At 61.2% G+C, this 22,704-nt stretch carries 22 protein-coding genes and 1 pseudogene; 10 read left to right on the top strand and 13 right to left on the bottom strand.

Annotation, left to right across the window (positions count from 1 at the left end):
- Positions 1–171 precede the first annotated feature (171 nt).
- The 3 genes from FJ960_RS13090 to FJ960_RS13080 all read left to right on the top strand — a co-directional run bounded on the left by FJ960_RS13090 (position 172) and on the right by FJ960_RS13080 (position 3,321).
- On the top strand, positions 172–477 hold the full coding sequence (locus tag FJ960_RS13090; RefSeq protein ID WP_140714417.1) for a ribbon-helix-helix domain-containing protein: 306 nt from the start codon (positions 172–174) through the stop codon (positions 475–477).
- Between the two features lie 189 nt (positions 478–666).
- A complete protein-coding gene (locus FJ960_RS13085) occupies positions 667–1,140 on the top strand; it encodes a hypothetical protein (protein ID WP_140714415.1) in 474 nt (157 codons plus the stop codon).
- A gap of 102 nt (positions 1,141–1,242) precedes the next feature.
- Complete coding sequence (locus FJ960_RS13080; RefSeq protein ID WP_140714414.1) at positions 1,243–3,321, top strand: sigma-54-dependent Fis family transcriptional regulator; 2,079 nt, start codon at positions 1,243–1,245, stop codon at positions 3,319–3,321.
- A 102-nt stretch (positions 3,322–3,423) separates the two neighbouring features.
- Here the strand turns inward: FJ960_RS13080 and FJ960_RS13075 are convergent, their stop codons facing one another.
- From FJ960_RS13075 to FJ960_RS13030, 10 genes are all read right to left on the bottom strand, one after another.
- Positions 3,424–3,921 (bottom strand): DUF1097 domain-containing protein, encoded by a 498-nt coding sequence (locus FJ960_RS13075; RefSeq protein WP_140714412.1) that lies wholly within the window; start codon positions 3,919–3,921, stop codon positions 3,424–3,426.
- A 138-nt stretch (positions 3,922–4,059) separates the two neighbouring features.
- The gene (locus FJ960_RS13070) at positions 4,060–4,749 is read right to left on the bottom strand and encodes an MIP family channel protein (RefSeq protein WP_140714410.1); all 690 of its coding nucleotides are present in this window, start codon (positions 4,747–4,749) and stop codon (positions 4,060–4,062) included.
- 70 nt (positions 4,750–4,819) lie between these two features.
- Positions 4,820–5,863, bottom strand: a complete 1,044-nt coding sequence (locus FJ960_RS13065) for an NAD(P)-dependent alcohol dehydrogenase (protein ID WP_140714408.1) — start codon at positions 5,861–5,863, stop codon at positions 4,820–4,822.
- Between the two features lie 31 nt (positions 5,864–5,894).
- Positions 5,895–7,526: a molecular chaperone GroEL gene (locus FJ960_RS13060; RefSeq protein ID WP_140714406.1), complete on the bottom strand. Its 1,632-nt coding sequence runs from the start codon at positions 7,524–7,526 to the stop codon at positions 5,895–5,897.
- Positions 7,527–7,604: 78 nt separating this feature from the next.
- Complete coding sequence (locus FJ960_RS13055; RefSeq protein WP_140714404.1) at positions 7,605–8,402, bottom strand: iron-sulfur cluster assembly protein; 798 nt, start codon at positions 8,400–8,402, stop codon at positions 7,605–7,607.
- A gap of 5 nt (positions 8,403–8,407) precedes the next feature.
- Positions 8,408–9,430: an amidohydrolase family protein gene (locus tag FJ960_RS13050; protein WP_140714403.1), complete on the bottom strand. Its 1,023-nt coding sequence runs from the start codon at positions 9,428–9,430 to the stop codon at positions 8,408–8,410.
- 72 nt (positions 9,431–9,502) lie between these two features.
- Complete coding sequence (locus FJ960_RS13045) at positions 9,503–9,874, bottom strand: MmoB/DmpM family protein (protein WP_140714401.1); 372 nt, start codon at positions 9,872–9,874, stop codon at positions 9,503–9,505.
- 17 nt (positions 9,875–9,891) lie between these two features.
- Entirely contained in the window at positions 9,892–10,950 is a 1,059-nt protein-coding gene (locus tag FJ960_RS13040; RefSeq protein WP_140714399.1) for an aromatic/alkene monooxygenase hydroxylase subunit beta, read from the bottom strand.
- A 50-nt stretch (positions 10,951–11,000) separates the two neighbouring features.
- Positions 11,001–12,062, bottom strand: coding sequence for a 2Fe-2S iron-sulfur cluster binding domain-containing protein (locus tag FJ960_RS13035; protein ID WP_140714397.1), 1,062 nt, complete (start codon positions 12,060–12,062; stop codon positions 11,001–11,003).
- Between the two features lie 52 nt (positions 12,063–12,114).
- Positions 12,115–13,782, bottom strand: coding sequence for an aromatic/alkene/methane monooxygenase hydroxylase/oxygenase subunit alpha (locus tag FJ960_RS13030; RefSeq protein WP_140714395.1), 1,668 nt, complete (start codon positions 13,780–13,782; stop codon positions 12,115–12,117).
- A 564-nt stretch (positions 13,783–14,346) separates the two neighbouring features.
- On the opposite strand from FJ960_RS13030, the gene FJ960_RS13025 reads away from it, so the two are divergent.
- From FJ960_RS13025 to FJ960_RS30265, 5 genes and pseudogenes are all read left to right on the top strand, one after another.
- Positions 14,347–14,823, top strand: coding sequence for a hypothetical protein (locus FJ960_RS13025; protein ID WP_140714393.1), 477 nt, complete (start codon positions 14,347–14,349; stop codon positions 14,821–14,823).
- Positions 14,820–15,146 (top strand): hypothetical protein, encoded by a 327-nt coding sequence (locus tag FJ960_RS13020; RefSeq protein WP_140714391.1) that lies wholly within the window; start codon positions 14,820–14,822, stop codon positions 15,144–15,146. The genes FJ960_RS13025 and FJ960_RS13020 overlap by 4 nt, the downstream gene beginning before the upstream one ends.
- Positions 15,147–15,159: 13 nt before the next feature.
- Complete coding sequence (locus FJ960_RS13015; protein WP_140714389.1) at positions 15,160–16,287, top strand: WD40 repeat domain-containing protein; 1,128 nt, start codon at positions 15,160–15,162, stop codon at positions 16,285–16,287.
- Between the two features lie 32 nt (positions 16,288–16,319).
- On the top strand, positions 16,320–16,493 hold the full coding sequence (locus tag FJ960_RS29485) for a hypothetical protein (protein WP_181166115.1): 174 nt from the start codon (positions 16,320–16,322) through the stop codon (positions 16,491–16,493).
- A 119-nt stretch (positions 16,494–16,612) separates the two neighbouring features.
- Positions 16,613–17,039: pseudogene (locus FJ960_RS30265) on the top strand (aminotransferase class I/II-fold pyridoxal phosphate-dependent enzyme); the annotation flags it as partial.
- 661 nt (positions 17,040–17,700) lie between these two features.
- Here the strand turns inward: FJ960_RS30265 and FJ960_RS13000 are convergent.
- Both FJ960_RS13000 and betI read right to left on the bottom strand, forming a co-directional pair.
- Positions 17,701–18,483: an alpha/beta hydrolase gene (locus tag FJ960_RS13000; protein ID WP_140714653.1), complete on the bottom strand. Its 783-nt coding sequence runs from the start codon at positions 18,481–18,483 to the stop codon at positions 17,701–17,703.
- Between the two features lie 867 nt (positions 18,484–19,350).
- On the bottom strand, positions 19,351–19,971 hold the full coding sequence (betI, locus tag FJ960_RS12990) for a transcriptional regulator BetI (protein WP_181166117.1): 621 nt from the start codon (positions 19,969–19,971) through the stop codon (positions 19,351–19,353).
- 117 nt (positions 19,972–20,088) lie between these two features.
- Between betI and choX the strand changes: the two genes are divergently transcribed.
- Positions 20,089–21,018, top strand: coding sequence for a choline ABC transporter substrate-binding protein (gene choX / locus FJ960_RS12985; protein WP_140714383.1), 930 nt, complete (start codon positions 20,089–20,091; stop codon positions 21,016–21,018).
- Positions 21,019–22,050, top strand: coding sequence for an alcohol dehydrogenase catalytic domain-containing protein (locus FJ960_RS12980; RefSeq protein WP_140714381.1), 1,032 nt, complete (start codon positions 21,019–21,021; stop codon positions 22,048–22,050).
- Between the two features lie 110 nt (positions 22,051–22,160).
- Here the strand turns inward: FJ960_RS12980 and FJ960_RS12975 are convergent, their stop codons facing one another.
- Positions 22,161–22,694, bottom strand: coding sequence for an ABC transporter permease subunit (locus FJ960_RS12975; protein ID WP_140714379.1), 534 nt, complete (start codon positions 22,692–22,694; stop codon positions 22,161–22,163).
- Positions 22,695–22,704: the final 10 nt, after the last annotated feature.

The following is a 22,704-nucleotide window of genomic DNA, read 5'->3' as shown; positions in this document are numbered from 1 at the left end:
AAGGGGTGGCAGCCGGTTACCACGTCTGAAAATTGGCGTGAGGCTGATTCACGCGCTAAGGTAGTCACTGTGAATTGAGCGAAAAAATGCGCTTCGGGTTGGTATCATTGCGGCGAACGGGCCCAGAAGCCGCGCGTCGCTCACAAGGAAAAACAAACGGGGGGTCTTCGCATGTGTAAGGTCTTTGCCAAGCAGGATCCGGAAGGGTATCGGGTGGTCAACCGCTCAGTTCGAATAGGCGGCCATTCGACGAGCATTCAACTCGAGGCTACTTTTTGGACGCTGTTGGACGAGATCGCCCAGGGACAGGGAATGACGGCGCCAAAATTCCTCTCGACGCTTTACGATGAAGCGCTGGAGATGAACGGCCATATCCCGAACTTTGCCTCCATGCTGCGCACCACATGTGCACTCTACCTGCGCGACAGGCAACCACTTGACAGCGAACCATCGGAGTTTACGAACAAGGCAGCCTGATCCGATGGCATTGCTCAATTCGCCCAAATGGCGGAAATCCAGTGTAGCAGCCGCCTGCTACCACCGATGCGAATTTTGGCGCTATGTGTGTGATATGAATGGCGAACTTCACCGAGGCGGTGTAGGGTTCACCTCAAAAGAAGAAATAAGCTGTATCGACGGCAACGCTTCGCGAATCTGGGAGGATTCATGGTCGAGATCATCTCGAAGCGGGATGGCCCGCGGCGCGAGGACACGCAGGTCAAAAGACTGATCGAGCAGAACCGCTCGACCATAGTGCGCCTCGCCGACCAGATCAGCGGCGGCGGCTATTCGGCTTGCAGGAAGCCACGCCAGCAACCAAAGGCGGAAGGTCTGATCATCCATGTCGGCGGCAGTGCCGCGCCCGCGGCCGGAGCCAGGCCGTCCATCCAGGTCACCATGAACGGCCGTGTGATTTCGAAGGATCAGAACACAGGCCGCCAACTTCATCACATCGGCGACATCCGCAACCGCGGCGGGGAGCAAATCTTCGTGCTGGCGACAAAGCAGAATGGCTTCTTCTCGCCGGTCGACGAAACCGTCGCCGCGGCGCTTGCCGGCCTGGACGGATCACGTCTCGCCACCACCTATACCGAAGAACAGCTTGCCGCCGACATCGGCGTGAAACTTGGCATCGACTGATCAGGCAGACGGCCCGGGCGTGCTCTTCACGTCCAGCCGCGACAGCATACGAACGCGACAGCATACAGAAATGGCATGCCTCGAAGGTTCCGTGATGACTGAATGAAACGCGAGATAGGCCCCAATCATATGAAGATCGATGCTCTTCCGGCGCGTGCGACGGCTGCTGCCGGGCAAATGCTTCTGGGGAACATCGATTATGACGAGCGCGCCACCATGCGCGCCTGGGAAGATTTTCTGGCCGACGAGCCCAAATGTGCCCGCGACCCGGTCCACCCAGGCAACGTCCGCTCCCTCATTCACGAGTCCTGGTACCGCAGCGCCACCGGCGGCATCAACGCTCAAGGGATTGAAGCGCCGCTAAGCAGTGATCGCGACGAGATCGAATATCTGACCCGCGCCAATGCAGAACTGCTTTCGGCGGCGCGCCGGTCGTTCGCCTCTCTTGGCCAGTTGCTGGACGGGACAGGTGCAATGCTGGTTCTGGCCGACAGCGACGGCGTGCTGATCGACGCCATCGGCGACAAGAAAACGCTGCATGACGGCATGGATATCCATCTCGCCATCGGCGGCAAATGGAACGAGGGCGCCGTCGGCACCAACGGCATCGGCACCGCGCTGTGGACCGGAGAGCCGACTTTCGTCCATGCGGCCGAGCATTTCTGCGCCGGCATCAAATCCTGGACATGCGCCGGCGCGCCGATCCGCGATCCGCTCGACGGCAAGATCATCGGTGTGGTCGACCTGTCAGGCTATTCGCCGATCTTTCGGCCGCACAACACCGCGCTCGTCGCCGCCACAGCCCGGCAGATCGAAAAGGCATTGGCCGAACAGCAGCAGGAACAGCGCACCCGCCTGCTCGAAGCTTTCATCTCGTCGGCTCCCAGCTACCGCCAGAAAGACGGGCTGGTGATCGTCGACCATCGCGGCCGCGCTATCTTCTGCAAAAACGTGCCTGACGGCGAGACCACAGAGATGATGGACGGCCCGATGGAGCCAGGTCGTGGCCGCTGGCTGATGAACCTTCCGTCCTCCGGCTCCGACGCCGACCTTGCCAAGGCGCTGCCGGCCCATCTGCGATCCTGCCACATCACGCCTCTCAAGCTCGACGGCGACCTCCGCGGCGCGGCGCTGGTATTCCCCCCCGTGCCGGTAGCCTCCGGCGTGGCGGTGGTCCGCCGGGAAGTGAACAAGCATCTTCAGGATGCTGTCGCCATGATTGTCGGCGAAAGCGAAGCGCTGCAGGCCGCAATCGACGTCGCCTGCCGCGTCGCCCGGTCGGGCAGCGTCACATCGCTGTTGGTCGAAGGTGAAACGGGGACCGGGAAGGAGCTGTTTGCGCGGCTCGTCCATGCCAGCAGCCGGCGTACGGCGAACGATCCGTTCATCGCGATGAATTGCGGGGCAATCACCAGGGACCTGTTCGGCAGCGAATTGTTCGGCCATGTCGCCGGCGCCTTTACCGGCGCCTCGCGTGAGGGAAAACCGGGCGTTTTCGAGCTCGCCAATGGCGGCGTCCTCAGTCTCGACGAGATCGGCGAATTGCCGCTCGAGATCCAGCCGTTCCTGCTGCGTGTGCTGGAAGAGCGCGTGGTCAACCGCATTGGCGACAGCCGAGGTCGCCCGGTCGACGTGCGCCTGGTCGCCTCTACCAATCGCGATCTCAAGCAGGAGGTTGCCTCAGGCCGCTTCCGCCGCGATCTCTACTATCGAATTGGCGCGGTATCGATCACTGTCCCACCGCTGCGCGAGCGCGGCGAGGATGTGCTGCTGCTGATCGAACATTTCAACCGGCAGATCGCAACCGCGGCCGGCGAGGAACCGCTGGAATTCTCGCACAAAGCGCTCGAGGCCCTGCTCGCCTATCATTGGCCAGGCAATGTGCGCGAACTGAAGAACCTGGTTGGGCGGTTGCACATCCTGGCGCGCGGCGGCACTGTCGAGCTGCAGGATCTTCCGGGGGAAATCAGCGCCGGCAATCGCACCATTCACAGCGATCACCCCGCAACCGTGCTCGAAGCACCGGTGTGCACATTCGAGGATGCGGAATGCCAGGCGATCAAGAATGCGCTTGCCGCAGAGGGCGGCAATCTCAGCAAGGTCGCCCTGAGGCTCGGTATTTCGCGGCCGACGCTCTATCGCAAGCTCGGCCAGTACGGCATCCGACGCGGCTTCCTCTAGACCGAGACCCGTTTTCCGGCACGAAAAAACACCGCGGCATTGGCGCCGCGGATTGGGGGAAGTTCGTCACCCGCTGCCTTCAGGCCGCGGTCCTGGGGATCATCAGGCCTTTACGACGGCACCGGTCACTTTCTCCGAGACGTAGCCGAGGATGTTGCCGATGATCAGCGAGACAACCACAGCGGTCGCGACCTTGGTGATGGCGCCGATGCCTTCGCCATAGGCGGCGGCACCAAGCAGAAAAAGCGCGGCAGTTGTCGCATAGCCATAAACCGCCGACGGGATGGCGCTCAGCAATGGCAGCTTGGCGGCGAGAATCAGGACGACGATAGAAATGCCGACGCAAATGCCGGCCATGATGGCCGTAACCCCGATAGATGTCAGTGCAATCAGTGCGCCGGCGGCGCAGACCGCTCCCCAGAGGTTTGCGACCGCCGAATTCTTGAACCCGGCTTCCTTGCCGCCACAGTGATAGAAACTCCCCCAGCCGACAAACACCGCCCAGATCAGCAAATAGGGGTTGCCGATGGTGATCGCTGCCCACGTTGCAATGCCGCCCATAATGCCGATGACGACGGCCAACCCTGTGATAAGATCCATATTGTCCTCCCGTTTTTTCAAAGCCCGAAGCAAAGAAGCTCATTTCAGGATCGCGCTTCGCCTGACGTCCCGACACCAGAACGCCATGGCATCAACCACGGGGTTCAAGAGGAAAAGCCTGCCGGATCCGGCAAGCAGTCAGGCTGGCTGAGCCGCCGGTTCACCCGCGCCGATAACGCCAACGCGCAACGCCAGCCCGGCAGCGGTCGCGCCGAGGCACGGCGCCACGATATAAAGCCAGAGCTGCGACAGCGCCGCTCCGCCGGCAAAGAGCGCCGGACCAAGCGAGCGGGCCGGATTGACCGACGATCCGGAAACCGCAATGCCGGCGAGATGGATCATGACAAGCGTCAGCCCGATCGCCAGGCCGGCTAGGGGGCCGGCACCGCCTTCGGCGGTGGCGCGAAGGATGATGAGCAGAAACAGGAAGGTTGCTACCGCCTCGAACAGGAAGGCCGAAGTTGCCGAATAGGCCGACCAGCCGTTCTGGGCGAAGCCATTTGCCGCCACGTCGTAGCCGCCCCCCTTGCCTTGCACGATCACGTAGAGCACCGCCGATGCGACGATCGCGCCCGCGCATTGCGCGACCACATAGCCGATGAGATCATTGGCTTTCATCCGGCCTGAGACGAAGAAGCCGAGGCTCACCGCCGGGTTGAGATGGGCGCCCGAAATCGGTCCGATCGAATACGCCATCGCCACCACCGACAGGCCAAAGGCCATGGCGACGCCGAGCAGACCGACCTCGGAGCGCATGAACAGGACCGTCGCGCAGCCGAAGAAGACCAGCGCGAAGGTTCCGACGAATTCACAGATGTATTTGTTCATATTTTTCTCTCCCTCTGGACGATAGTGGGGACCGGACGCACTCGTGCGCGCGAAATCCGGTCCAAATGTTTCAGGGCACGATCACGCCGCGGCCGGTGAACCGCCGGTTCTTGAAATCGTCGAGCGCGGTGTTGATGCTGGCGAGGTTGTATTCGGTGTAGTGCATCTTCACCTTGCCGTCGGCGTTCAACTCCATCAGTTCGACGAGCTCGGTGAAATTGCCGACCAGGCTGCCGCCGATGTTGATCTCCTCGATGACGAGGTGCGCGGTCGGCACGTTGACGGTACCGCCATAGCCGACGACGAACAATTGGCCACCCTTGCGCACCATCTTCCAGCAGATGTTTTCGACGCCAAGTTCACCGACGAAGTCGATGACCACATGCGCGCCGCCGCCGGTGATCTGAATGACCTCCTCAGCAACGTTCGGCCCGCCATCGAGGACGAAGTCGGCGCCAAGATCCTTGGCCAGCACGCGCGCCGCCGGCTCGCGGTCGACAGCAATGATCCGGCAGCCCGAGATCGCGTGAAGCGATTGCAGGGCGATATGACCGAGCCCGCCTATGCCCAGCAGAACGCAGTAACTCCCTGGCCTCAGCAGCTTGGCGGCCCGCTTGGCGGCGCGGTAGGCAGTGATACCGGCATCCGCGAGCGGCGCCACCTCGATCGGCGTCACATTGGCGTTCAGTTTGATCAGCGAGCGTTCGCTGGTGATGAAGTACTCGGCGAAGCCGCCATTCATGCCAAGGCCGGGGAACTGGCCGTTGTCGCAGTACATGTCCTCGCCGTGCCGGCAGTTGAGGCAAATGCCGCACGAGCGAAAGGGATGGCAGATCACCGCGTCGCCGCGCTTGACCGACCTGACGCCGCTGCCGACCTCCTCGACCCAGCCAGCATTCTCATGGCCCATGATGTAGGGCAACAGCCTGCCTTCGGGGTCCATGGTCGGCTTCCACACGCCTTCAATGATGTGCAGGTCGGTGCGGCACAGGCCGGCAGCACCCACCCGCACGATCACCTCGTCGGGGGCGGTGATCGTCGGCGCCTTGACCTCCTCGATCCTGAGCTGGACGTTCATGTGTGGATCGTATTCGTATAGTCTGGCAGCTTTCATCGTCGTATCCTTTCAAGTCGGGATTGTTTGCTTAGGCGCGGCCGAGTTTCTCGGAGCCGCCGCCGCGAGCCGGTCCGGCCGTCGGGTCCTCGTCCTCGGCGAGATGGCCGATCAGCGTTTCGGTGGTCAGGATCAGCGTTGCCACCGAAGCTGCGTTGGCGAGTGCCGTGTAGGTGACGCGGACCGGATCGATAATCCCTGCCTCGAACATGTTCTGGTAGCTGCCGGCGGACGCGTTGTAGCCGTAGCCGCCGTTGATGCGGGTGACTTCCGCCACGACCGCTTCGGGATCGGCGCCGGCATTGGCGGCGATACGCCAGAGCGGCCGCGACAGCACCGACCGCACCAGACGCACGCCTTCGGCGACATCGCCGTCGACGGCGGCCGACACTTTGTCGAGCAGCGGCGCGATCTGGGCAAGTGCCGAGCCGCCGCCGGCGACCACGCCCTCTTCGGATGCGGCGCGCACCGCATTCAGCGAATCCTCGATGAGCTGGATGGTCCGCTTCTGCTCGACCGGCGTGACACCGCCGGCATAGAGGATCGCGGTTCCGCCGGAGAGCTTGGCCAGGCGTTCGCGCAGCTTGTCCTGGTCGATGTTCGGGGGCGAGGCTTCATACTGTCGCTGCACCTGGGCGCGACGCGAGGCGATTGCAGCATGGTCGCCGCCGCCGCGAATGATCGACGTATAGGACGAACTGGTTTTCACCCGGTCGGCCGTGCCGAGGTCTTCGGCGGTGATATCCTCCAGCCGGCCGCCGAGATCGCGTGCGATCACCTTGCCGCCGGTGATGATGGCCAAATCCTCCATCATCGCCTTGCGCCAATGGCCATATTCCGGCGGATGGACGACGAGGTATTTTCCCGGTCCTTGCTTGCCGAGCAGCGTCACCACCACTTCCGGCGACATTTCCTCGGACACGATCAGCAAAGGCCGCCCATCCTCGTCGGCGATGCGGCGCGCCGCATCGAGCGCCTCGGGCTCTTTGATCTTGAGATCGGTCATCAGGATATAGGGGCGATCGAGAATAACCTCCATCTTCTCCTGGTCGGTCACCATATGGTGCGAGAGATAGCCGCGTTCGAAGGACATGCCCTCGACCACGTCGAGCGTGGTCTCCGTGGTTACGCTGAAGTCGGTGGTGATGACGCCCTCGGCGCCGACTCGCTGATGCGCTTCCGCCACCAGTGCGCCAAGCTTGCTGTTGGTCGCGGCGATGTTGGCGACAGCAGCCAGGATGCCATTGCCCTTTGCCGGCTTGGCCGAAGCCTTGAGCGCTGCCACCACAGCCGCCACGGCAAGGTCAATACCCTTGCAGAGATCGACGGATTTGGCACCACGCTCATTGGCTCCGATGCCGGCCTGGATGAGCGCGTTGGCCAGCACGATGGCCGTCGTGGTGCCGTCGCCGGCGACCTCGTTGGTCTGCATCGACACTTCGCGGACCACTTGCGCGCCCATGTTCTCGAAACGGTCGTGCAGTTCGATCTCTGAGGCGATGCTGACGCCGTCGCGGGTCACCATGGGTGTCCCGATCGGCCGGTCGATCATAGCGTTCATGCCTTTGGGGCCGAGCGTCGGCTCGACGGCGGCCGCCAAGCGGAAGACGCCGCGGGCCAGAGCACGACGGGCGTCGGAATTGTGAAGCATTGTTTTAGGCATGATTCCTCCTTCCGCCTTACGGGCGGGTTGTTGGTTGGGGGCCTCGTGCGAGGGAGGCCGTTGCTTGTCAGTTCTGCTTCAGGCAGCCGGCGCGGCTCGAGCAGGCACGCGATCCATGATGAAATCGACCAGCGTCGGTTCGCCGTCGACCACATCCAGTTCCTTGTATCTTGTGTGTTTGAGCCCCCGGCAAAGCGCGCCGTTGAACTCCATGTTGATGCGCACTCCGCGCAGTTCGCCGAGATAGGCCGTTAATGCCGTGGGCGGAATCTGCTGCCCATCCCATGTCACGAAGACCGGATCTCCTGCCCGGCGGTCGGGAAAACGCTCAAGCAGGACGGCCCTGTATCTCGGCTTTTGCTTGGCCGCTTCGCCCGGTTCGATCCGTGCGACGTCGTACGCAGGCAAGCCCATGCCGAGGATTTCTCCATCGGTCAGACCTTGCGCCTTGAGGCCGCGCAGGACTGCCTCCTGGCGCCGCTTGAATGCCTTCATCCGGAAGGTTTCGCGCAAGGCACTGAGGTCCTGATCCTCCGCAAGTTCGGCGAAGATGTCGCCGAAAGATTTGCCCGCTTCCATGCCGCGATTGACCTCTTCCGCAAACATGTGGTCGTGCAGCTTGACGCAATAGGCAGGCGACCAGGACAGCTGTTCGAGCGCCTGGCGGACGCCGTCCAGCATGAGGAAAGCGAAGTTGGGCGAGCACCAGTAGGTCGGCAAGCGGAAGTCGACTTCGACGCTGCCGTCGCTGGTCATCGTGGCCCGCTCGACGAAGCCCATCTCGGTGATCGGTTCGTCGAGTTCCGGGTCGTTGACCTCACCAAGGCGCCGCCAGAGTTCCTTCTCGCGGCTGCTGGAAACGCTGGCGGTTGCCATGGTTGCTACTCCGCCGCGATGCTGAAGGGCGAACTGGCGAGCGCCTTCTTCTTGGCTTCGATGTCGATGTTGTAGAGGCGCGCGGCGTTGAGGCCGAGAATCTTCTCCTTGATCTCGTCGGTCAGCTGCACACCGCTTTCCGCGGCGATATCCTGGGGAATCTGGTAGGCCCAGAATTTCTCGACCAGCCAGCGCGGCGTCCAGATCGCGTAGTCGGAACCGAACAGGATCTTTTCCGGCCCGATCCAGAACAGAAGTTCGGCAATGACTTCGCCGAAATAGCGCGGGCGGGAATGGATGAAGGGCAGCGCCACCGCCAGCCCACCATAGACGTTGGTTTCCTGCGTCGCGATCCAGCAGAAATCGTCAAGGCGCGGCAGGCCGCAATGCTCGATGATCCAGTTGAGGTTCTGGAAATCCGTCGCCGCGTGGTCGACGTCATGGACGTCGAAAGCGTCCTTGCTGAGCGGGATGATGGTCGGGCCCTTGTGGACGTGGATGTTCTTGATACCGAGCTTGTCGCAAAGCTCGAAGCATTTGTAGGCATCCGGATCAGTGAGCTTCCAGCCTTTGGAATCGCCATTCCACTCGGCCGTGTACATCTTCACGCCCTTGACGTTGTAGGTCTCCTTGAGGAAGTGGATGTACTCAAGCGCCTTTCCGCCATCGCGCGGATCGAAGGCGCCATTGACGATGAAACGCTCGGGATAGCGTTTGGCCACCTCGGCGTTGCGCTCGATCGTGTTGAAGCCGTTCTTGTAGAAATCCTTGAGATAGGTCGATTGAACAATCGCCACGTCATCGGGACCGTCGATGAACAGGTCGCGGTAGAGATCGTCAGCGCTGTACTTTTCGAACTTGCTCTTCTCCCACAGCTGCTCTTTGGGACTGAGTCCCGTGTGATAGGCATAGAAGCACTCGATGAACTGCTTGCCGTGGACATTTTTCTGGTTCTCGGGGCTGCCGTCCCAGAAATGGGTGTGGCCGTCGACCACGAAAATATCCTTGCCTTCCGGTGTCCTAAACATTCTTCCCTCCGCGAGATGGTTGTTGATCGGCTTGGCGCGCCGCCACCAGGCGACGCGCCGGTTTTTTCGCGTTTATTCGATGTATTCGAACATCTCGTCCATGTTGCCGAACAGGATCACGGTGTTGTCGTCGATGCGCACCATTCGCCCGTAGTGGGTGGAGCTGTTAACCTCGAAGGTTTCCGCCGTCATCTCGCGGCCGAGATATTCGCTGATCTCGTCCATCTTGAAGATCAGCTTGCCGCTGCCATCGATGCGGATCATCGCCGGCTGGTAGGTGACGGTCACGTTCGGCTTCAGGCCCATAAATTCAGCGATGGCCCTTGCTTCCACGGAGTCGTTCATGGTGACGCCGCACTGATGCGAAATCGTCTGCTCGAAGGTGATGTCCTTCATCTCCTTGAAGATGTTGGAATGCGTTGCGTCCCGTGCTGCTAGTGACATGACAATTTCTCCTTGTGTCAGCGCTTGAGACCGAGTTCGCCGAGGATCTGGCCAATCCGTTCCTCGGATTTGGCGCGGACGTCGGCGAACGCGACCGGCTTGGAATGCGGCATCGACCAGACCGGCTGCAGGCCGATGGCTGCCTTGTCGGCGAGCGCGCCGTGCTTCTTGACCCAACCCTGGAAGAGCTTCTTGTTCGCCGCGCCGTGCTTCTCGTCGTTGGCGAGCAAGTGCATGAGGTCGATCGTGTTGGCGAGGTTGCGCTCGTAGTCGGCCTCGGCTGCCGAGATCACCGCAGGCGTGATGAAGTCGTGGTTGGCGGCGGCGATCTGCATCAGGAAGCCCGAGCGGAACACTTCCCCGACCAGCGGTTCGAAAACGATGTTGATGGCAAAGTACTGTTCGAGATAGTCGGTCGCGCCCATGATGGTCTCGACCGCTTCGCGGGTGCCTTGCCAGTTCTTATCTTCGAGCCAGGTCTTCTTGCCGAGTTCATCGTCCCAGCCGGGAAGGTCCATGCCGATCTCGGCAAGGTAGAGCGTGATGTCCTGCGCAAGTCGCAGCTTGTAGGACGAGTTGGTCAGCGTCGCGTTGTTGATCATCTGGGTGTAGCCGTAGCGCTGCGCCTGCATCAGCGAGGTGCCGAGCCCGAATTCGGCGTGTTTCCAGGCGCCGAGCTGCGTCTGCAAAATCTTAACCCAGGCCTTGTCGAAGGTCTTGGGTGCCCCAGACTTGCGGGCATTGTTGATGACGCTCTGCACCATCGTCTCGATCTTCGACTGGCGCTGGTAGTGCGTGCGCTCCCATTCCTGGTCGGGCGCGCGGAAGGCATGCCAGTTGGAGCTCTGCGCGGCGGTGTTCTGCTTGACATAGGCGCCCTTGCCGTCGGCGAAGGAGATGATCCAGTCCTGGATCAGGTAGCGCTCCGGGTCAGGCTGCACGTCGACCGTCATGTCCTCATAGTGGGTGGCACGCTGGCCCTTCGGGTCGAAATACCGGTACTTCCGGCTGTCGGAGTCGGCAAAGATCGCCGCGCCGGCGGCTCCGGATCCGACTGAACTCGAGGTAGCTGGCATAGTCTTCACTCCCTTGTTGCAGTTGTGGGTGCAGTTGCGTGGCCGCCGTCTCAGTGGGCCGGCGTTGCACCTGCCGATGTGGTGAACTTGTCGAAGAAGATCCGCTCCGTCTCGAACCCGTTCATGAACAGAACCGGCTGAAGCGCGTCGATCATCGGCGGCGGGCCGCAGGCATGGACATCGCCCTGCCCGTCGACCGCCAATTGCTTGAGCTTGGCGTCGACACTCTGGTGTACGAAGCCGCGCTCGCCTTCCCATTCGACGTCATCAGTCGCGTGCGACAGCACGGGAATGAACGTGACTTCCGAATGCTGACCGACCAGCTCGGCGATCCTGTCGAGATAGAACAGGTCGCTGCGCGTCCGGGCACCGTAGAAGAAATAGACCGGACGTTTCTCGCCGCTTTTCAGATGGTCGTTGAGGATCGACCATATCGGCGACATGCCTGATCCGGCACCGACCAGGATCAGGGGTCCTTGCCGTTCGTCGCGACGGAAACAGGTTCCGTAAGGTCCGACGACGGTGACTTCGGCCCCGACCTCGATGCCTCCGGAATCGAGCTCTCCGGAGAACTTTCCCTCAGGGTACTTTTTGATGATGAAGGAGAGTTTTTGGGTTTGGTCCGGCGTATTTGCCATGGAGAACGAGCGCGTAATCGTCTCCCCTTTTTGCGTGGTAACCGTGATGTCGACATATTGCCCCGCCCAGAACTTTATCGGCGAGCCGAATTCGATCTCGATGCCGCGAATGTCGTGGGTCAGATGCTCAATCCGAGCAATCCGGCCCCTGAACGTCTTCACGGCGATCGCTTTTGCCAAAATCTCCTCGTCGTAGTTGAGAAGCTCGACTTCCAGATCGGAGTAGGCGATGCAGCGGCATAAAAGGACGTGGCCGCTCTCCTTCTCCATATCGTTCAGCGCGAAGGTCGAGTACTTGAGCATGTCGACTTCGCCTTCGAGCAACACGCTCTTGCAGGCCGAGCATTGCCCTTCCTTGCAACCGTGCGGCAGCGCGATGCCCTGGCGGAACGCGGCGTTGAGCACCGTTTCGCCATTTTCGACGTCGAATTCGACGCCGACCGGGCTGAGCCTGACCGTGTGGGTTTCCGACATACGGACCTCCAGTGAAAGGAAGGGGCGGGACTAACCCGCCCCTCTGGCCTGATCAGTTGCAGGGATTGATGGTGAAGCCGGCCCGGTATTCGGCCAGGTGCTTCTCACGGTCCGCTGCCGACATGCCTCGCAGCGCGTTCAACGGCGATCCGAGCGTGTTGCCGCGCACATCGTCCAGCGTCCACATCTCCTTGTCGTCGAAGCGCATATGCGGCTGCGGGACGAGCGTCTTGCCATCGGAGCGGACGAAGTTCAGGTCCTTGATGGCATCGGCCAGATCCCAGCCGTCATAGAGCGTCTCCCACTCGCGCTTGCCGCTGAAGCGGCCCATCGCGGGCGTCGGACGGCCCTGATACTCGTCGGCGAACGCCACGGTGGCAGTCCACTTGTCGAGCTCGTGGGCGAAGGTGTGCAGCTGACCATCGATCTCGCCGACAACCATATCCTCGCGGATCAGGCAGGGTACGAGGCAGGACCAGCAGCGGTGCGGATAGACGTAGCCGACGTCGCTGTTGAACAGGAGCACCTTCTCGCCCTTGTGGCTGAGCTTGGCATACCACTTCCAGAACTCGCCGAATTCGGCGTACCAGCCCGGATACTTGTGCTCGAACCACTCGAAGTCCTTGTCGGTCTGGGCTTCGATCCGCCAGAAATTGACCGGCCAGCCGACCGCGAAGAACTGTCCGACCTTGTGGACGTAGTTCTTCTTGGTGATGCGCTCCCAGGCCGCCTGGACGTCATCGTGATGGACCTTGATGCCGTATTTCTCGAGCGGCAGCATGTAGGTGCGGTAATAGTCCTCATAGATCCAGCGGTGCCACATTTCCGCGTAGGACTCCTTGTTCTTGTCGCGGTTGGTGGTGCCGTATTCGATGAAGGTGCCGATTGCCGCATCGACGATCGCGTGGTTCTGCCAGAAGGCGTAGCGCAGGTCGCGCTCGAGCAGCAGGTGGTTCTCCGGCTCCTTAAGCGCTGCCATCAGCAGCGAGTGGCCATTACCGATATGCCGGCTCTCATCGGACTGCACCGACAGGAAGACGGTGGGCAGCGCATAGTCGCCGTTGCGGGCGGCTTCCGAAGGCATGGCGACGAACAGCGTGTTGGTGAAAGCGGTCTCGGCGACCACGGTCAGGTACATGCAGGCGGCAGTCATGGTGTCGCCGGTGATGAAGCCCTCGGCGAACTGGCGGCCGATGGTGGTGGCGTAGCACTTGCCGAAGGCCTCTTCGGTGATGTCGAAGCCGGCCGGATCGATGTAGTTCTCCATGTACCACTTCTTCAGATTCATCTGGATCGTCGAGTGACGGAACTCGTCGATCATCTGCATGGTGAAGCCGGTCCGAAGTTCCTCGCCGGGGGCGATGCGCGCGACCATCGCCATCGAACGAGCGGCCGAGATTTCCGGGAAGGGAATGATGGCGAGGAAGAGTTTCATCCACTCGACCCAACGCGGCTCGACATTGCGGAACATGTCGCCGCGCAGAGCCGCATCGAGCGCGCCGTAGACGCGGTTGTCCTTCTCTTCCTGCATCGGGAAATAGGACCGCAGGACCTGCTTCATCGGGTCGCGCGGCGTCTTGTTGATCTTGTAGTCGGTCGGAAACGTCATCGCTTCCTGGACGTAGGAAGGATTCCAGCCGAGGTCGGCAATCTTCTTGGTCGCCTCGCCCACGGAGATGCCGCGTTGCGAGGTGATCTTGTTGAGCGTCAGAGACGTCATCGTCATAAGCCTCCACCAGGTTTGAGCCAAAGGTCCCTTGACCCCGGCATGGAGCGGCGCACGGCACCGCCAGTGAAATTGCGAACGGCACGACAAAGGGTTGCGCATTCAGGCGCGACTCGTGGTCCGGCCATTCAAGTGGATCGCGGCAAAGGTTTTCGAGGCGTCCGGCAGGGAGCCGCGAGACGCCGACCGCATGTGCGCTGGCGTATCAAAGCGAATGTACCCTGCCCCTGCTTCCTCCGGTCCTTCGTTCTTTTGGCACCGCTCAAGCGATGGGCTTCTTATGCAAATAGGTAAAGCAATCGCCGTGCCAGTTTGAAAAACGGAGCCTCTGACCACCGTTCAAAGCGAAACCTCGGGCATTCCGCCCATAAACGCTGGCGCAACTGTAACGTTAATTTACAAATGTATATTACGACTGTAACATTTAAGCATTTTTGCAGTGCAATATAAATGGTTCGCTTACGCAATATAATCAACTCTGTCGACATCTATTCATTTTCTCTTTCTTCTCTAATATCTATGAGGCAAGCCTTAGACGGTTCAATTCCGGAGAAGATGATGCCGAACGATAAAGACAACCGGGGTCCGGCCCAGCCAATGTCCAACCAGGCCGATGGGGTGACCGGCGACCTGGTCAGGCTGATGCCGCGCGACCTGGTTTTCGTCATGCGGTTCATGGGCGAAAGCCAGTACCGGCTGCAGAGCCATTTCCAGGACTTCATCCGCGCCGAGCTCGCCGCCGGCGGCGTCACAACGCAAACCCATCCGATGATCCATCTGTTCATCGAGAACCATGCAATCCTGCTGCGCGACTTCGTGTTTTCCGGCGTTTCGCTGACGCGCCAGTTCCACGTCGACGAGATCGAGCGCCTCACCGGCGACACCACATCGATGATCCGCGTCGATATCTGGGATCAGCTCAAGAGCCACATCGAAACGGCCGAGAAGCAATTCCAGTCGCAGGCCCACACGCTGCCCAAGCTGCTCTCGGCCTTCGAAAACCCGACCGGGCCGACAGCCCAGGAGGAAAAATGATGGCGACTTCAGTGAAAGCCGCTACGCGTGAGGTGCTGCTCGACCGCCGGCTGGCACTTGTCGGCAATGTCTCGGCACTCACCGCCGAGGCATTGCGGCTCAATCAGAAGCTCGCCGGCCTCGAGATGGAGGTGCTGCGCGTGGAACTCGAGATCGGCAAGAGCGGCACCAGCCCGCAACTGGTGCAGGATTTGCATGAGGCGGAGGAGAGCGCTGAGGCGATCGTGAACGCGCGCGCGGCGTGCGAGGACCATATCGCCGCTGCCGAAGGCGAGGTCGCGGATGTCGATCGCGAGCTTGCGGCGACGGTGAACGAGGACTGACGGGAGAGGCACAATGAACCAGCAAACGATGCAAAACCTGACCCTGTTCGACCTGCTGGCACGCAGCTGGCGACGCCCGTCGGCGATCGCCGACCTCTGCTTCAGCGCCGATGGTTCGACCGTTGCTTTCACATCCGTGGATGGAACCGTCGCAATTGCCGCGCTCGCCGACCAGGAACCACCGGAATCGCGGATCCGGGTGAGCGGCGACCTCGGCCAGACGACGATCCGCCCGCGCGAGAAGCCGCCGGTGCCGTTGATCGCTTCCGCGGCATTTGGCGACGGCGATGCCCCCCTCGCCGCCTACCTGCATTCAGGCTTCCTTATCGGAACGGCGGCCGGCGAAGCAGTGCATCTGACAGCTGACGGCGACGTTGCGGAAACGCTTATCAAGATCGAAGGGCCCCTCGTCGCCATCGATCATAGTGCCCGGACGACCGTGATGGCGGTCAGTGACGGCCACGATGTCTTCCTGTCGCGCAACCGCGGCGATGTGGCGAGACTGGGACACGCTGCGACATCGTTGACGGGTGCACTGGCCTTCTCGCCGGACGGACGCCGCCTAGCCTGCGGCTCAAGCAATGGGCTGTCGATCTGGGCGATCGAAGGGCCTGCTAACCTGATACGGGACTTTTCCTTTCCGGCGCGCCCGACATCTATTCGCTGGAGCGGCGACGGCACATGGCTGGCTTGCGGGTTGGAGGCAGGGGGTTTTGCGCTGATCGGCCTTGCCGATGGTCTGACCGATACCGTCGCGGGATTTCCCTCGCCGGTACGCACGGTGTGTTGGAGCCCGCCTGCGAATGCGCTGTTTGCGTCGGGCGCGTTCCGGATCGCCGGCTGGTCGATGACCGCGCCGCCACTTGACGGCGGAACGGCCGGAGCATTGGAAACCGGTCGCGCCGGTCTCGTTCTGGTCGAGACGGTGGCGGCGCACCCCCAGAAGAAACTTGTCGCGGCCGGTTACGCCAACGGTCGGATCACCGTCGCCCAGATCGGCGGACGCGACGAGCTTCTCGTCAGGCCGCTGGGCAGCGGGATAACGGCGCTGGCCTGGTCCGGCGACGGCCGGCATCTGGCGGCGGGCATGGTCGACGGCACCGTGGCGATCATCACCTTCCCGGCGCAGATGTTCAAATAGCGGGCGCAGTCCGCGTGAAACAGGAGGATAGAGTGCAGACCGAAATCACCACCGAGGAAGAGAGCAAGGACGCGTTCTTCGAACAACTCGCCAAACTGTCGGAAGAGATGGTGGCCAAGCATGGCAAGGATTTCAGCATGGGCGCATTGGTGCTCGCCGCGCGCTGGATCGCTGAGGGCCGGGTTGGCCAGTTGAAGACGAACTAGGCAGCTCGCCGCTTGATCCTCGAATTGCCGGGCGGCGGCGGCTATGGCGATCCGTCCAGGCGCGGCGCCGACGCACGCGCCAACGACCGCTCCAAGGGATACATTTCGGAGAACGACAAATGAGCTACATTGCCTCGCGCCTGTCGGCGGTGAAGCCCTCCGCCTCGATGGCTGCCTCGCAAGCCGCCAAGGCGTTGCGCGCCAAGGGCGTCGACGTGATCGATCTCGGCCTGGGCGAACCGGATTTCCCGACGCCTGGCCACATCATCAATGCCGCCCATGTCGCGGCCAAGGCGGGACAGACGCTCTATACGGGTGCTGCCGGCACGCCCCGAGGTTCGTGAAGCGGTGGCGCAAAAATTGCGGCGCGAGAACGGGCTGGACTACACGGCTGATGACATCGTCGTCGCCAATGGCGCCAAGCAGATCATCTTCAACGCGCTGATGGCGACGCTGGAGACCGGTGACGAGGCGATCCTGCCGGCGCCCTATTTCGTCTCCTATCCCGAAATGGTGAAGCTGCTCGGCGGCACGCCAGTTGTCGTCGAATGCACATTCCGCCCTGTGGCTCGAATCCAAGATGGGATACAAGCGACTGGCGTGGCAAATTGAGCGTGACGGTGTTCCAGGCCTCGCTGCCATTGTTGGCGAAGTAGGTCGCCGGCCGAGCCGAATCCACGAATGCGACATCGCCCGGGGCAAGTTCGACGGCTTGTTCGTTGTGGCTCATCGCAGAGCGGCCAGCGGCCTGAAAGACGGCGAAGTAGTGGTCTACGCTGTCCAGACGAGCATCCCGATAGGTCCGCTCGATTCGCTCGGCGTTGCAGCCCATGTTCAGCGCCATGAACCCACTGACATTGACGGGGGACACCCAACCGGCAAAGGGGTAGGGCCCGGTGCCTTCCGGATTGTACCGCCCACACATCGTTCTGAGCGTATCTCTCCACGCCTCGAAATCCATTGTGGCGCTGCGATACCATCGTCGCGTTGAAACATCATTGGCTTCATTTTTGTGGCTTCTCTGGCAACAAACGACTGGCTGTCGGTCTTTCTGCTGTTTGAACCGGCCAATCGCGGGGACGTGATGAATCGTGAGCGATGCTCAGCGACGTCTCGGCCTTGGCGAGCAGGTCCCGCCAGTTCGCTTGACTGACCAGGACGCACCGCGGAGGCGGCGGCTTGCGCGCAGCCCTTTATCTGAAGACCGTCAGGCGCTCTGCCGTCCCGCGGCTTCCAGGATGAGTTGAGCAATCTCATGCGGATGAGAAATCAGCGACAAGTGGCTTGCCTTCACTTCGATGGTCTTTGCGTTCATGCGCTTGGCCATGAAGCGCTCGAGATCCGGATTGATCGTGCGATCCTCGGTCGAGACGGCGTACCAGCTCGGCTTCGAGCGCCAGGCCGCCTGCGTCGTCTTGCCGGTGAAAAGCTTGTCTGAAATCGGTGCCTGGGCGGCATAAAGGATGCGCGCTTTCTCACGAGGAATACCGCCGGCGAAATCCCGCAGGAAAGCCTCCTCGTTGAGCTTGCCATAGCCTCCGGACCAGACGAGGCCGGCAGAGGCCGGCGGCGCCGCAAAAGTCTTAGCGAGTGCGGTATAGTCTTCGCCGGCGTCGGGTGCGCGCGCCGCGACGTAGACGAGTGAAGCGATCTTCGGATCCACCCCTGCCTCGGTGACGATCATGCCGGCAAAAGAGTGTGCGACAAGCACGGTTGGTCCGTCCTGAAGCGCGATCGCGCGCCGCGTTGCCTCGACACCGACCTCCAGAGTGGTCAGCGGATGTTGGACGGCGGTTGCGTTGAGGCCGGCCTTCTGAAGAATGCCAATTACCTCCGACCAGCACGAGCCATCGGCATACGCGCCATGGACCAGGACGACATTGGGAATTTTGGAGCCTGTCTGCGCTCGGGCCTTGTCGGCGCCGGCCAGCAGAGTTGTTGCCATTCCAGCGGCGAGAGCGGTCGAGAAAGTACGCCTGTTGATCATGATTGTGGGTTCCTTGGGAGGACAGCTGAGTTGAATCCAACTCGCATCGAAACTTCGAGCGAGGCGAGCCGCAAACGTTTGCCGCTCATACCCAGCCTTCGCAGCGCGCCCAGTGTTCGTTACACTCGTCACCGCTTCGTGATGACATCATCTCCTGGATTAACAGCCAGAAAAGGTGCCACGAAACTTTCGATGACGGCCGGTGGCGAAGTGCCAAGGACTATGGCTATGTCGTTCTGATGGCATGCCTACTTGGGCTTGTCGCTGGGCACCCATTTGAAGTGCTCGCCATCTTTCTCGATGGACCCGATGCCTGGAAACGCGAAGTGCGGCGCAAAGATTATCTCGTAATCCTTGGCGAAATAGTCAGTGTTTTAGCTCTGCTCGCTTGCGCTTCCGGCTTGTCGCCGTCAAAGGCAACGGCCCAGTCCGGTTTCGCCAGCGAAATGATTGAGCTGTGCACCGTGGCGCCGATGTCAAAAAGCCGCTCTTCTCCGGATTTGATCTGGCAGCCGACATGGCCGGGTCGGCAAAGCCGATGGCGCCCCTAGCCGGTGTGCCTGAACGTTTGCGACGAAGCGCGGCCAGCATGGACACGATCCTCGATCTGATAGCCCGCGGCGAAGGCGGCCAGGGCCGCGAAGCTGTCATCCATGCCACGAAACCGAGGCCGCGCTGCTTCCTCGATCGCCGCGCGGCCGACTAGAGGCTTGCCCTCCCAGGTCGCACAGCCGCCATCATGCCGTAGATCCGCGCCAGTGCAGATGCCGTCGACTGGCCATTGCCGCCCGGTTGAAAGAAGGTGAAGTGGCTACGCACGATTTTCGCGCCGAAGATATCCCCGCTTGGACGACCTTGACCGAAACTCGTTCAACCTTCGGCACTGGTGAGGCATTCCAGCGCCTCGCCGGTCAAAGTGCCTTTAATATGCGCCACGATTATCTCGATGGCCTCATCGCGGGAAACGTCGTCACCCGCAGCCTTGCGGAGCCACATGCCATCAATCAGCGCACCGACCGCCAAGGAAGCTGCGCGCAGGCTCGGGGGATCAAGCACACCCGCGAACGCCGAACTCAGGTTTGACTTCAGGCGCCGATAAAAGATCGCCTGCAAAAGCGCGAATTGAGAACTGCTGGCAGCCGCCGCGCAGACGGACAGCCAAGCCTTCGCCACGTTCGGTTCGAATGCATTCTCGGGGAAGTTTCCCTCGACCACGGCGATGAACCGCTGCCAGGGTGTCTTCGCTGCCCTCAATTTCGCGACGATGTCCTCCATCAGGATCCGGTTGTTGTGCCGCACCATCCCGAAGAGAACCTCGTCCTTGCCTTTGAAATAATAAGCCAGGATGCCCGGCGACATGCCGGCTTCGCGGCATATGCGGGCCGAAGTCATGCCTTGCAGCCCATGCTCGAGGAACACACGGTGCGCGGCAGCGACCAGTTCGACACGCCGGATGTCCTCGATTTTCGTTCGCTTGCTCTGAGTCGTCATTACTTTTTCTAGCAGAAAAGATTTTTGTATGCATGTACAGGATTCTGTATTGACATATAGCGCGAGTATCATACGGTCCACGGCCAGTCCGTCTGACCAAGAAAATGAGGAACCTCAATGCGCACCACATTCGTTTTCGCTTTGCTTTCAGGACTCATCGCCTCGCCTGCCCTGGCCGCCGACGCGGCTCAGTGCCAGAAGGTCCGCATGGCGGATCTTGGCTGGACCGACATCGCCCTGACCAACACCACTGCGCAGGTGATCCTCAACTCACTGGGGTATGACGCCTCGCAGACCCTGCTCGGCCTTGGCGTTGCCTATTCGGCGCTGAAGGAGAACGACATGGATGTCTTTCTGGGCAACTGGCGACCGGTCCAAGACGAGGAATACAAGTCCTATTTCGATGAGGGATCGGTCGAAGTGTTGGGCGTGAACCTGGAGGGCGCCAAATACACGCTCGCCGTTCCGCAATATGTTGCGGACCAGGGCGTCAAAAGCTTCGACGACCTCGCTGCCCACGCCGACAAGTTCGGCGCCAAGATCTATGGCATCGAGGCGGGCTCGAACAAGCCGCTGCTCGACATGGTGGCAGCCAACCGACACGGACTGGGCGAATGGCAGATTATCGAGTCTAGCGAAGCAGCGATGCTGACGCAGGTCGCAAACTCCGTGGCAGACAAGAGCTGGGTCGTCTTCCTCGGCTGGGAACCGCATCCGATGAATCTTGACTACAAGATAACCTACCTGTCGGGCGGGGACGTCGAGTTCGGGCCGAATTTCGGCGGCGCCACTGTCCGCACCATCGCCCGGAAGGGCTTTTCGGCGGAATGTCCCAACGCAGCCAAGCTGTTCGCCAATCTGGCATTCGATCTCACTTATGAAAACTATGGCATGCGGATGATCCTGGGGGAGGGAAAATCCGCGGACGAAGCCGCCCTCGGAATGGTCAAGCGCAACCCAGACAAACTGGCGAAATGGCTGGACGGCGTCTCGACCTTTGACGGCCAACCGGGCTTGCCGGCCGTGAAAAGCGCCTTGGGTCTGTAGATGGGCCACAACATGCTTGCAGCCGTGCTGGAAGGCGCTGGCCAGCCGTTGCGCATCATGAGTGTGCCGCGGCCGGAACCGGGTCCGGGAGAGATATTGGTTCGTCTGGAGGCGAGCGGCATATGCCATACCGATGTGCATGTGTGGCAAGGACATCTGCGGCCGGCGTCAGGGCAACAGACCGCAATTCTCGGCCATGAGGGCATTGGCAAGGTGGCGCAGATAGGCGCCGGGGTCGCGGATTGGCGCCTTGGCGAGCGCGCCGGTATCGCCTGGCTTCACGATACATGCGGCGGCTGCGATGAATGCCGTTCGGACATGGAGTCGTTCTGCCAACACCAGCGGGCGCATGGCTTCGATGTTGCGGGCACTTTCGCCGAATATGTCGTTGCCGATGCGCGTTTTGCCGCGCGAATGCCCGGAGACGGCGATGCCGCAGCGCTGGCGCCATTGATGTGCGCAGGCCTGACCGCCTTTGGCGCCGTGAAGCGCGGGGGAGTTGTTGCCGGAGACACCTGCGCGATATTCGGCTGCGGCGGCCTGGGCCTCTATGCGGTCCAGATCGCCCGGCGGCTGGGTGCAACTGTCGTCGCCGTCGATACCGATGAGGCCAAGCTCCGCCTTGCATCCTCCCTTGGCGCCGAACACATCTTGCTTGCCTCGCCCGCTCTGGCTGGCAAGTGGCCGGTGAACCTGCGCGCCCACGTCTGCATCAATTTTGCGCCCACGCCAGCAACCTGGGACGCTATGATCGCAGCAATCCGTCCGCGTGGCAGGATCATCGCAGCTGCGATGGTCTCGCAACCGGTGCCACTCAGCCAAGAGTGGCTCACCGCGACTGGCGTGTGGATAACAGGTACCAGCGTCGGCACGCGCGCGCAAATGCATGAACTCATTCAACTGCACCAGACGCAGCCGTTCGAGGCACAGGTGCAGCGCGTCACGCTCGCCGAGGCGACGAGCGCACTGGACCGGTTGAAAAACGGAAAAGCTGAAGGGAGACAGGCGATTGTCTTTCGTGGCGAGATCTGACGTTCTTGCCGCAACTCAACCGTTGGTCAATGCCAACGTCACACCAGCGGATACTCCTGCAACAGTGCATAGTGCCGACCGGTAGAAGCAGTTGATTCCGGCGTCGCAATTTAATCCAACACGCCGTCCGCGTTTGAGACAGTCGCCCGCATGATACGATCCGAAATCATGGCGACCAATGCGATCGAGAGGCCTGCGACTAGGCCTTGGCCTGCATCGGCTTTGCTCAGTGCGATATAGACCTGCTGTCCGAGGTCCTTCGTACCGACCAGAGCCGCCACCGGAAGCATCGACAAGGCGGCCATGATCGTCTGGTTTACCCCAAGTACAACGACTGGCTTGGCGACAGGCAGCTCAACATGGAGCAAACGCTGCCATGCGGTGCACCCGATCTGCCGCGATGTCTCAACCAGATCGGCTGGCACGCTTCTTATCCCGTATTCCACATAGCGAATGGGCGGGACGATCGCATACAACGCAGTGGCAATCAGGCCGGTGAGCTCGCCCACCTGAAAAAACATCAGGGCGGGGATGAGAAATATAAACTGAGGCATGGTCTGAAGAGCATCACATACAGGCTTCAAAACAGCTGAAAAGCGATCGCTCTTGGCTGCTGCGACACCCAGAAGTCCACCGACAAGCATGCATATCAGC

The organism is Mesorhizobium sp. B2-3-11 (assembly GCF_006442215.1).
In the GTDB taxonomy this organism is placed as follows: Bacteria; Pseudomonadota; Alphaproteobacteria; order Rhizobiales; family Rhizobiaceae; genus Mesorhizobium; species Mesorhizobium salmacidum.
This window is presented reverse-complemented; position numbering and strand designations above follow the sequence as displayed.

Coding starts and splice junctions, on each gene's coding strand:
- FJ960_RS13055 (WP_140714404.1), bottom strand. CDS start 8,402: ATGGCAACCGCCAGCGTTTCCAGCAGCCGCGAGAAGGAACTCTGGCGG.
- FJ960_RS12975 (WP_140714379.1), bottom strand. CDS start 22,694: ATGCTTGTCGGTGGACTTCTGGGTGTCGCAGCAGCCAAGAGCGATCGC.
- FJ960_RS13030 (WP_140714395.1), bottom strand. CDS start 13,782: ATGACGTCTCTGACGCTCAACAAGATCACCTCGCAACGCGGCATCTCC.
- FJ960_RS13060 (WP_140714406.1), bottom strand. CDS start 7,526: ATGCCTAAAACAATGCTTCACAATTCCGACGCCCGTCGTGCTCTGGCC.
- FJ960_RS13015 (WP_140714389.1), top strand. CDS start 15,160: ATGAACCAGCAAACGATGCAAAACCTGACCCTGTTCGACCTGCTGGCA.
- FJ960_RS13020 (WP_140714391.1), top strand. CDS start 14,820: ATGATGGCGACTTCAGTGAAAGCCGCTACGCGTGAGGTGCTGCTCGAC.
- FJ960_RS13065 (WP_140714408.1), bottom strand. CDS start 5,863: ATGAAAGCTGCCAGACTATACGAATACGATCCACACATGAACGTCCAG.
- FJ960_RS13075 (WP_140714412.1), bottom strand. CDS start 3,921: ATGGATCTTATCACAGGGTTGGCCGTCGTCATCGGCATTATGGGCGGC.
- betI (WP_181166117.1), bottom strand. CDS start 19,971: ATGACGACTCAGAGCAAGCGAACGAAAATCGAGGACATCCGGCGTGTC.
- FJ960_RS13070 (WP_140714410.1), bottom strand. CDS start 4,749: ATGAACAAATACATCTGTGAATTCGTCGGAACCTTCGCGCTGGTCTTC.
- FJ960_RS13035 (WP_140714397.1), bottom strand. CDS start 12,062: ATGTCGGAAACCCACACGGTCAGGCTCAGCCCGGTCGGCGTCGAATTC.
- FJ960_RS13045 (WP_140714401.1), bottom strand. CDS start 9,874: ATGTCACTAGCAGCACGGGACGCAACGCATTCCAACATCTTCAAGGAG.
- FJ960_RS13085 (WP_140714415.1), top strand. CDS start 667: ATGGTCGAGATCATCTCGAAGCGGGATGGCCCGCGGCGCGAGGACACG.
- FJ960_RS13080 (WP_140714414.1), top strand. CDS start 1,243: ATGAAACGCGAGATAGGCCCCAATCATATGAAGATCGATGCTCTTCCG.
- FJ960_RS13090 (WP_140714417.1), top strand. CDS start 172: ATGTGTAAGGTCTTTGCCAAGCAGGATCCGGAAGGGTATCGGGTGGTC.
- choX (WP_140714383.1), top strand. CDS start 20,089: ATGCGCACCACATTCGTTTTCGCTTTGCTTTCAGGACTCATCGCCTCG.
- FJ960_RS12980 (WP_140714381.1), top strand. CDS start 21,019: ATGGGCCACAACATGCTTGCAGCCGTGCTGGAAGGCGCTGGCCAGCCG.
- FJ960_RS13025 (WP_140714393.1), top strand. CDS start 14,347: ATGCCGAACGATAAAGACAACCGGGGTCCGGCCCAGCCAATGTCCAAC.
- FJ960_RS13050 (WP_140714403.1), bottom strand. CDS start 9,430: ATGTTTAGGACACCGGAAGGCAAGGATATTTTCGTGGTCGACGGCCAC.
- FJ960_RS13040 (WP_140714399.1), bottom strand. CDS start 10,950: ATGCCAGCTACCTCGAGTTCAGTCGGATCCGGAGCCGCCGGCGCGGCG.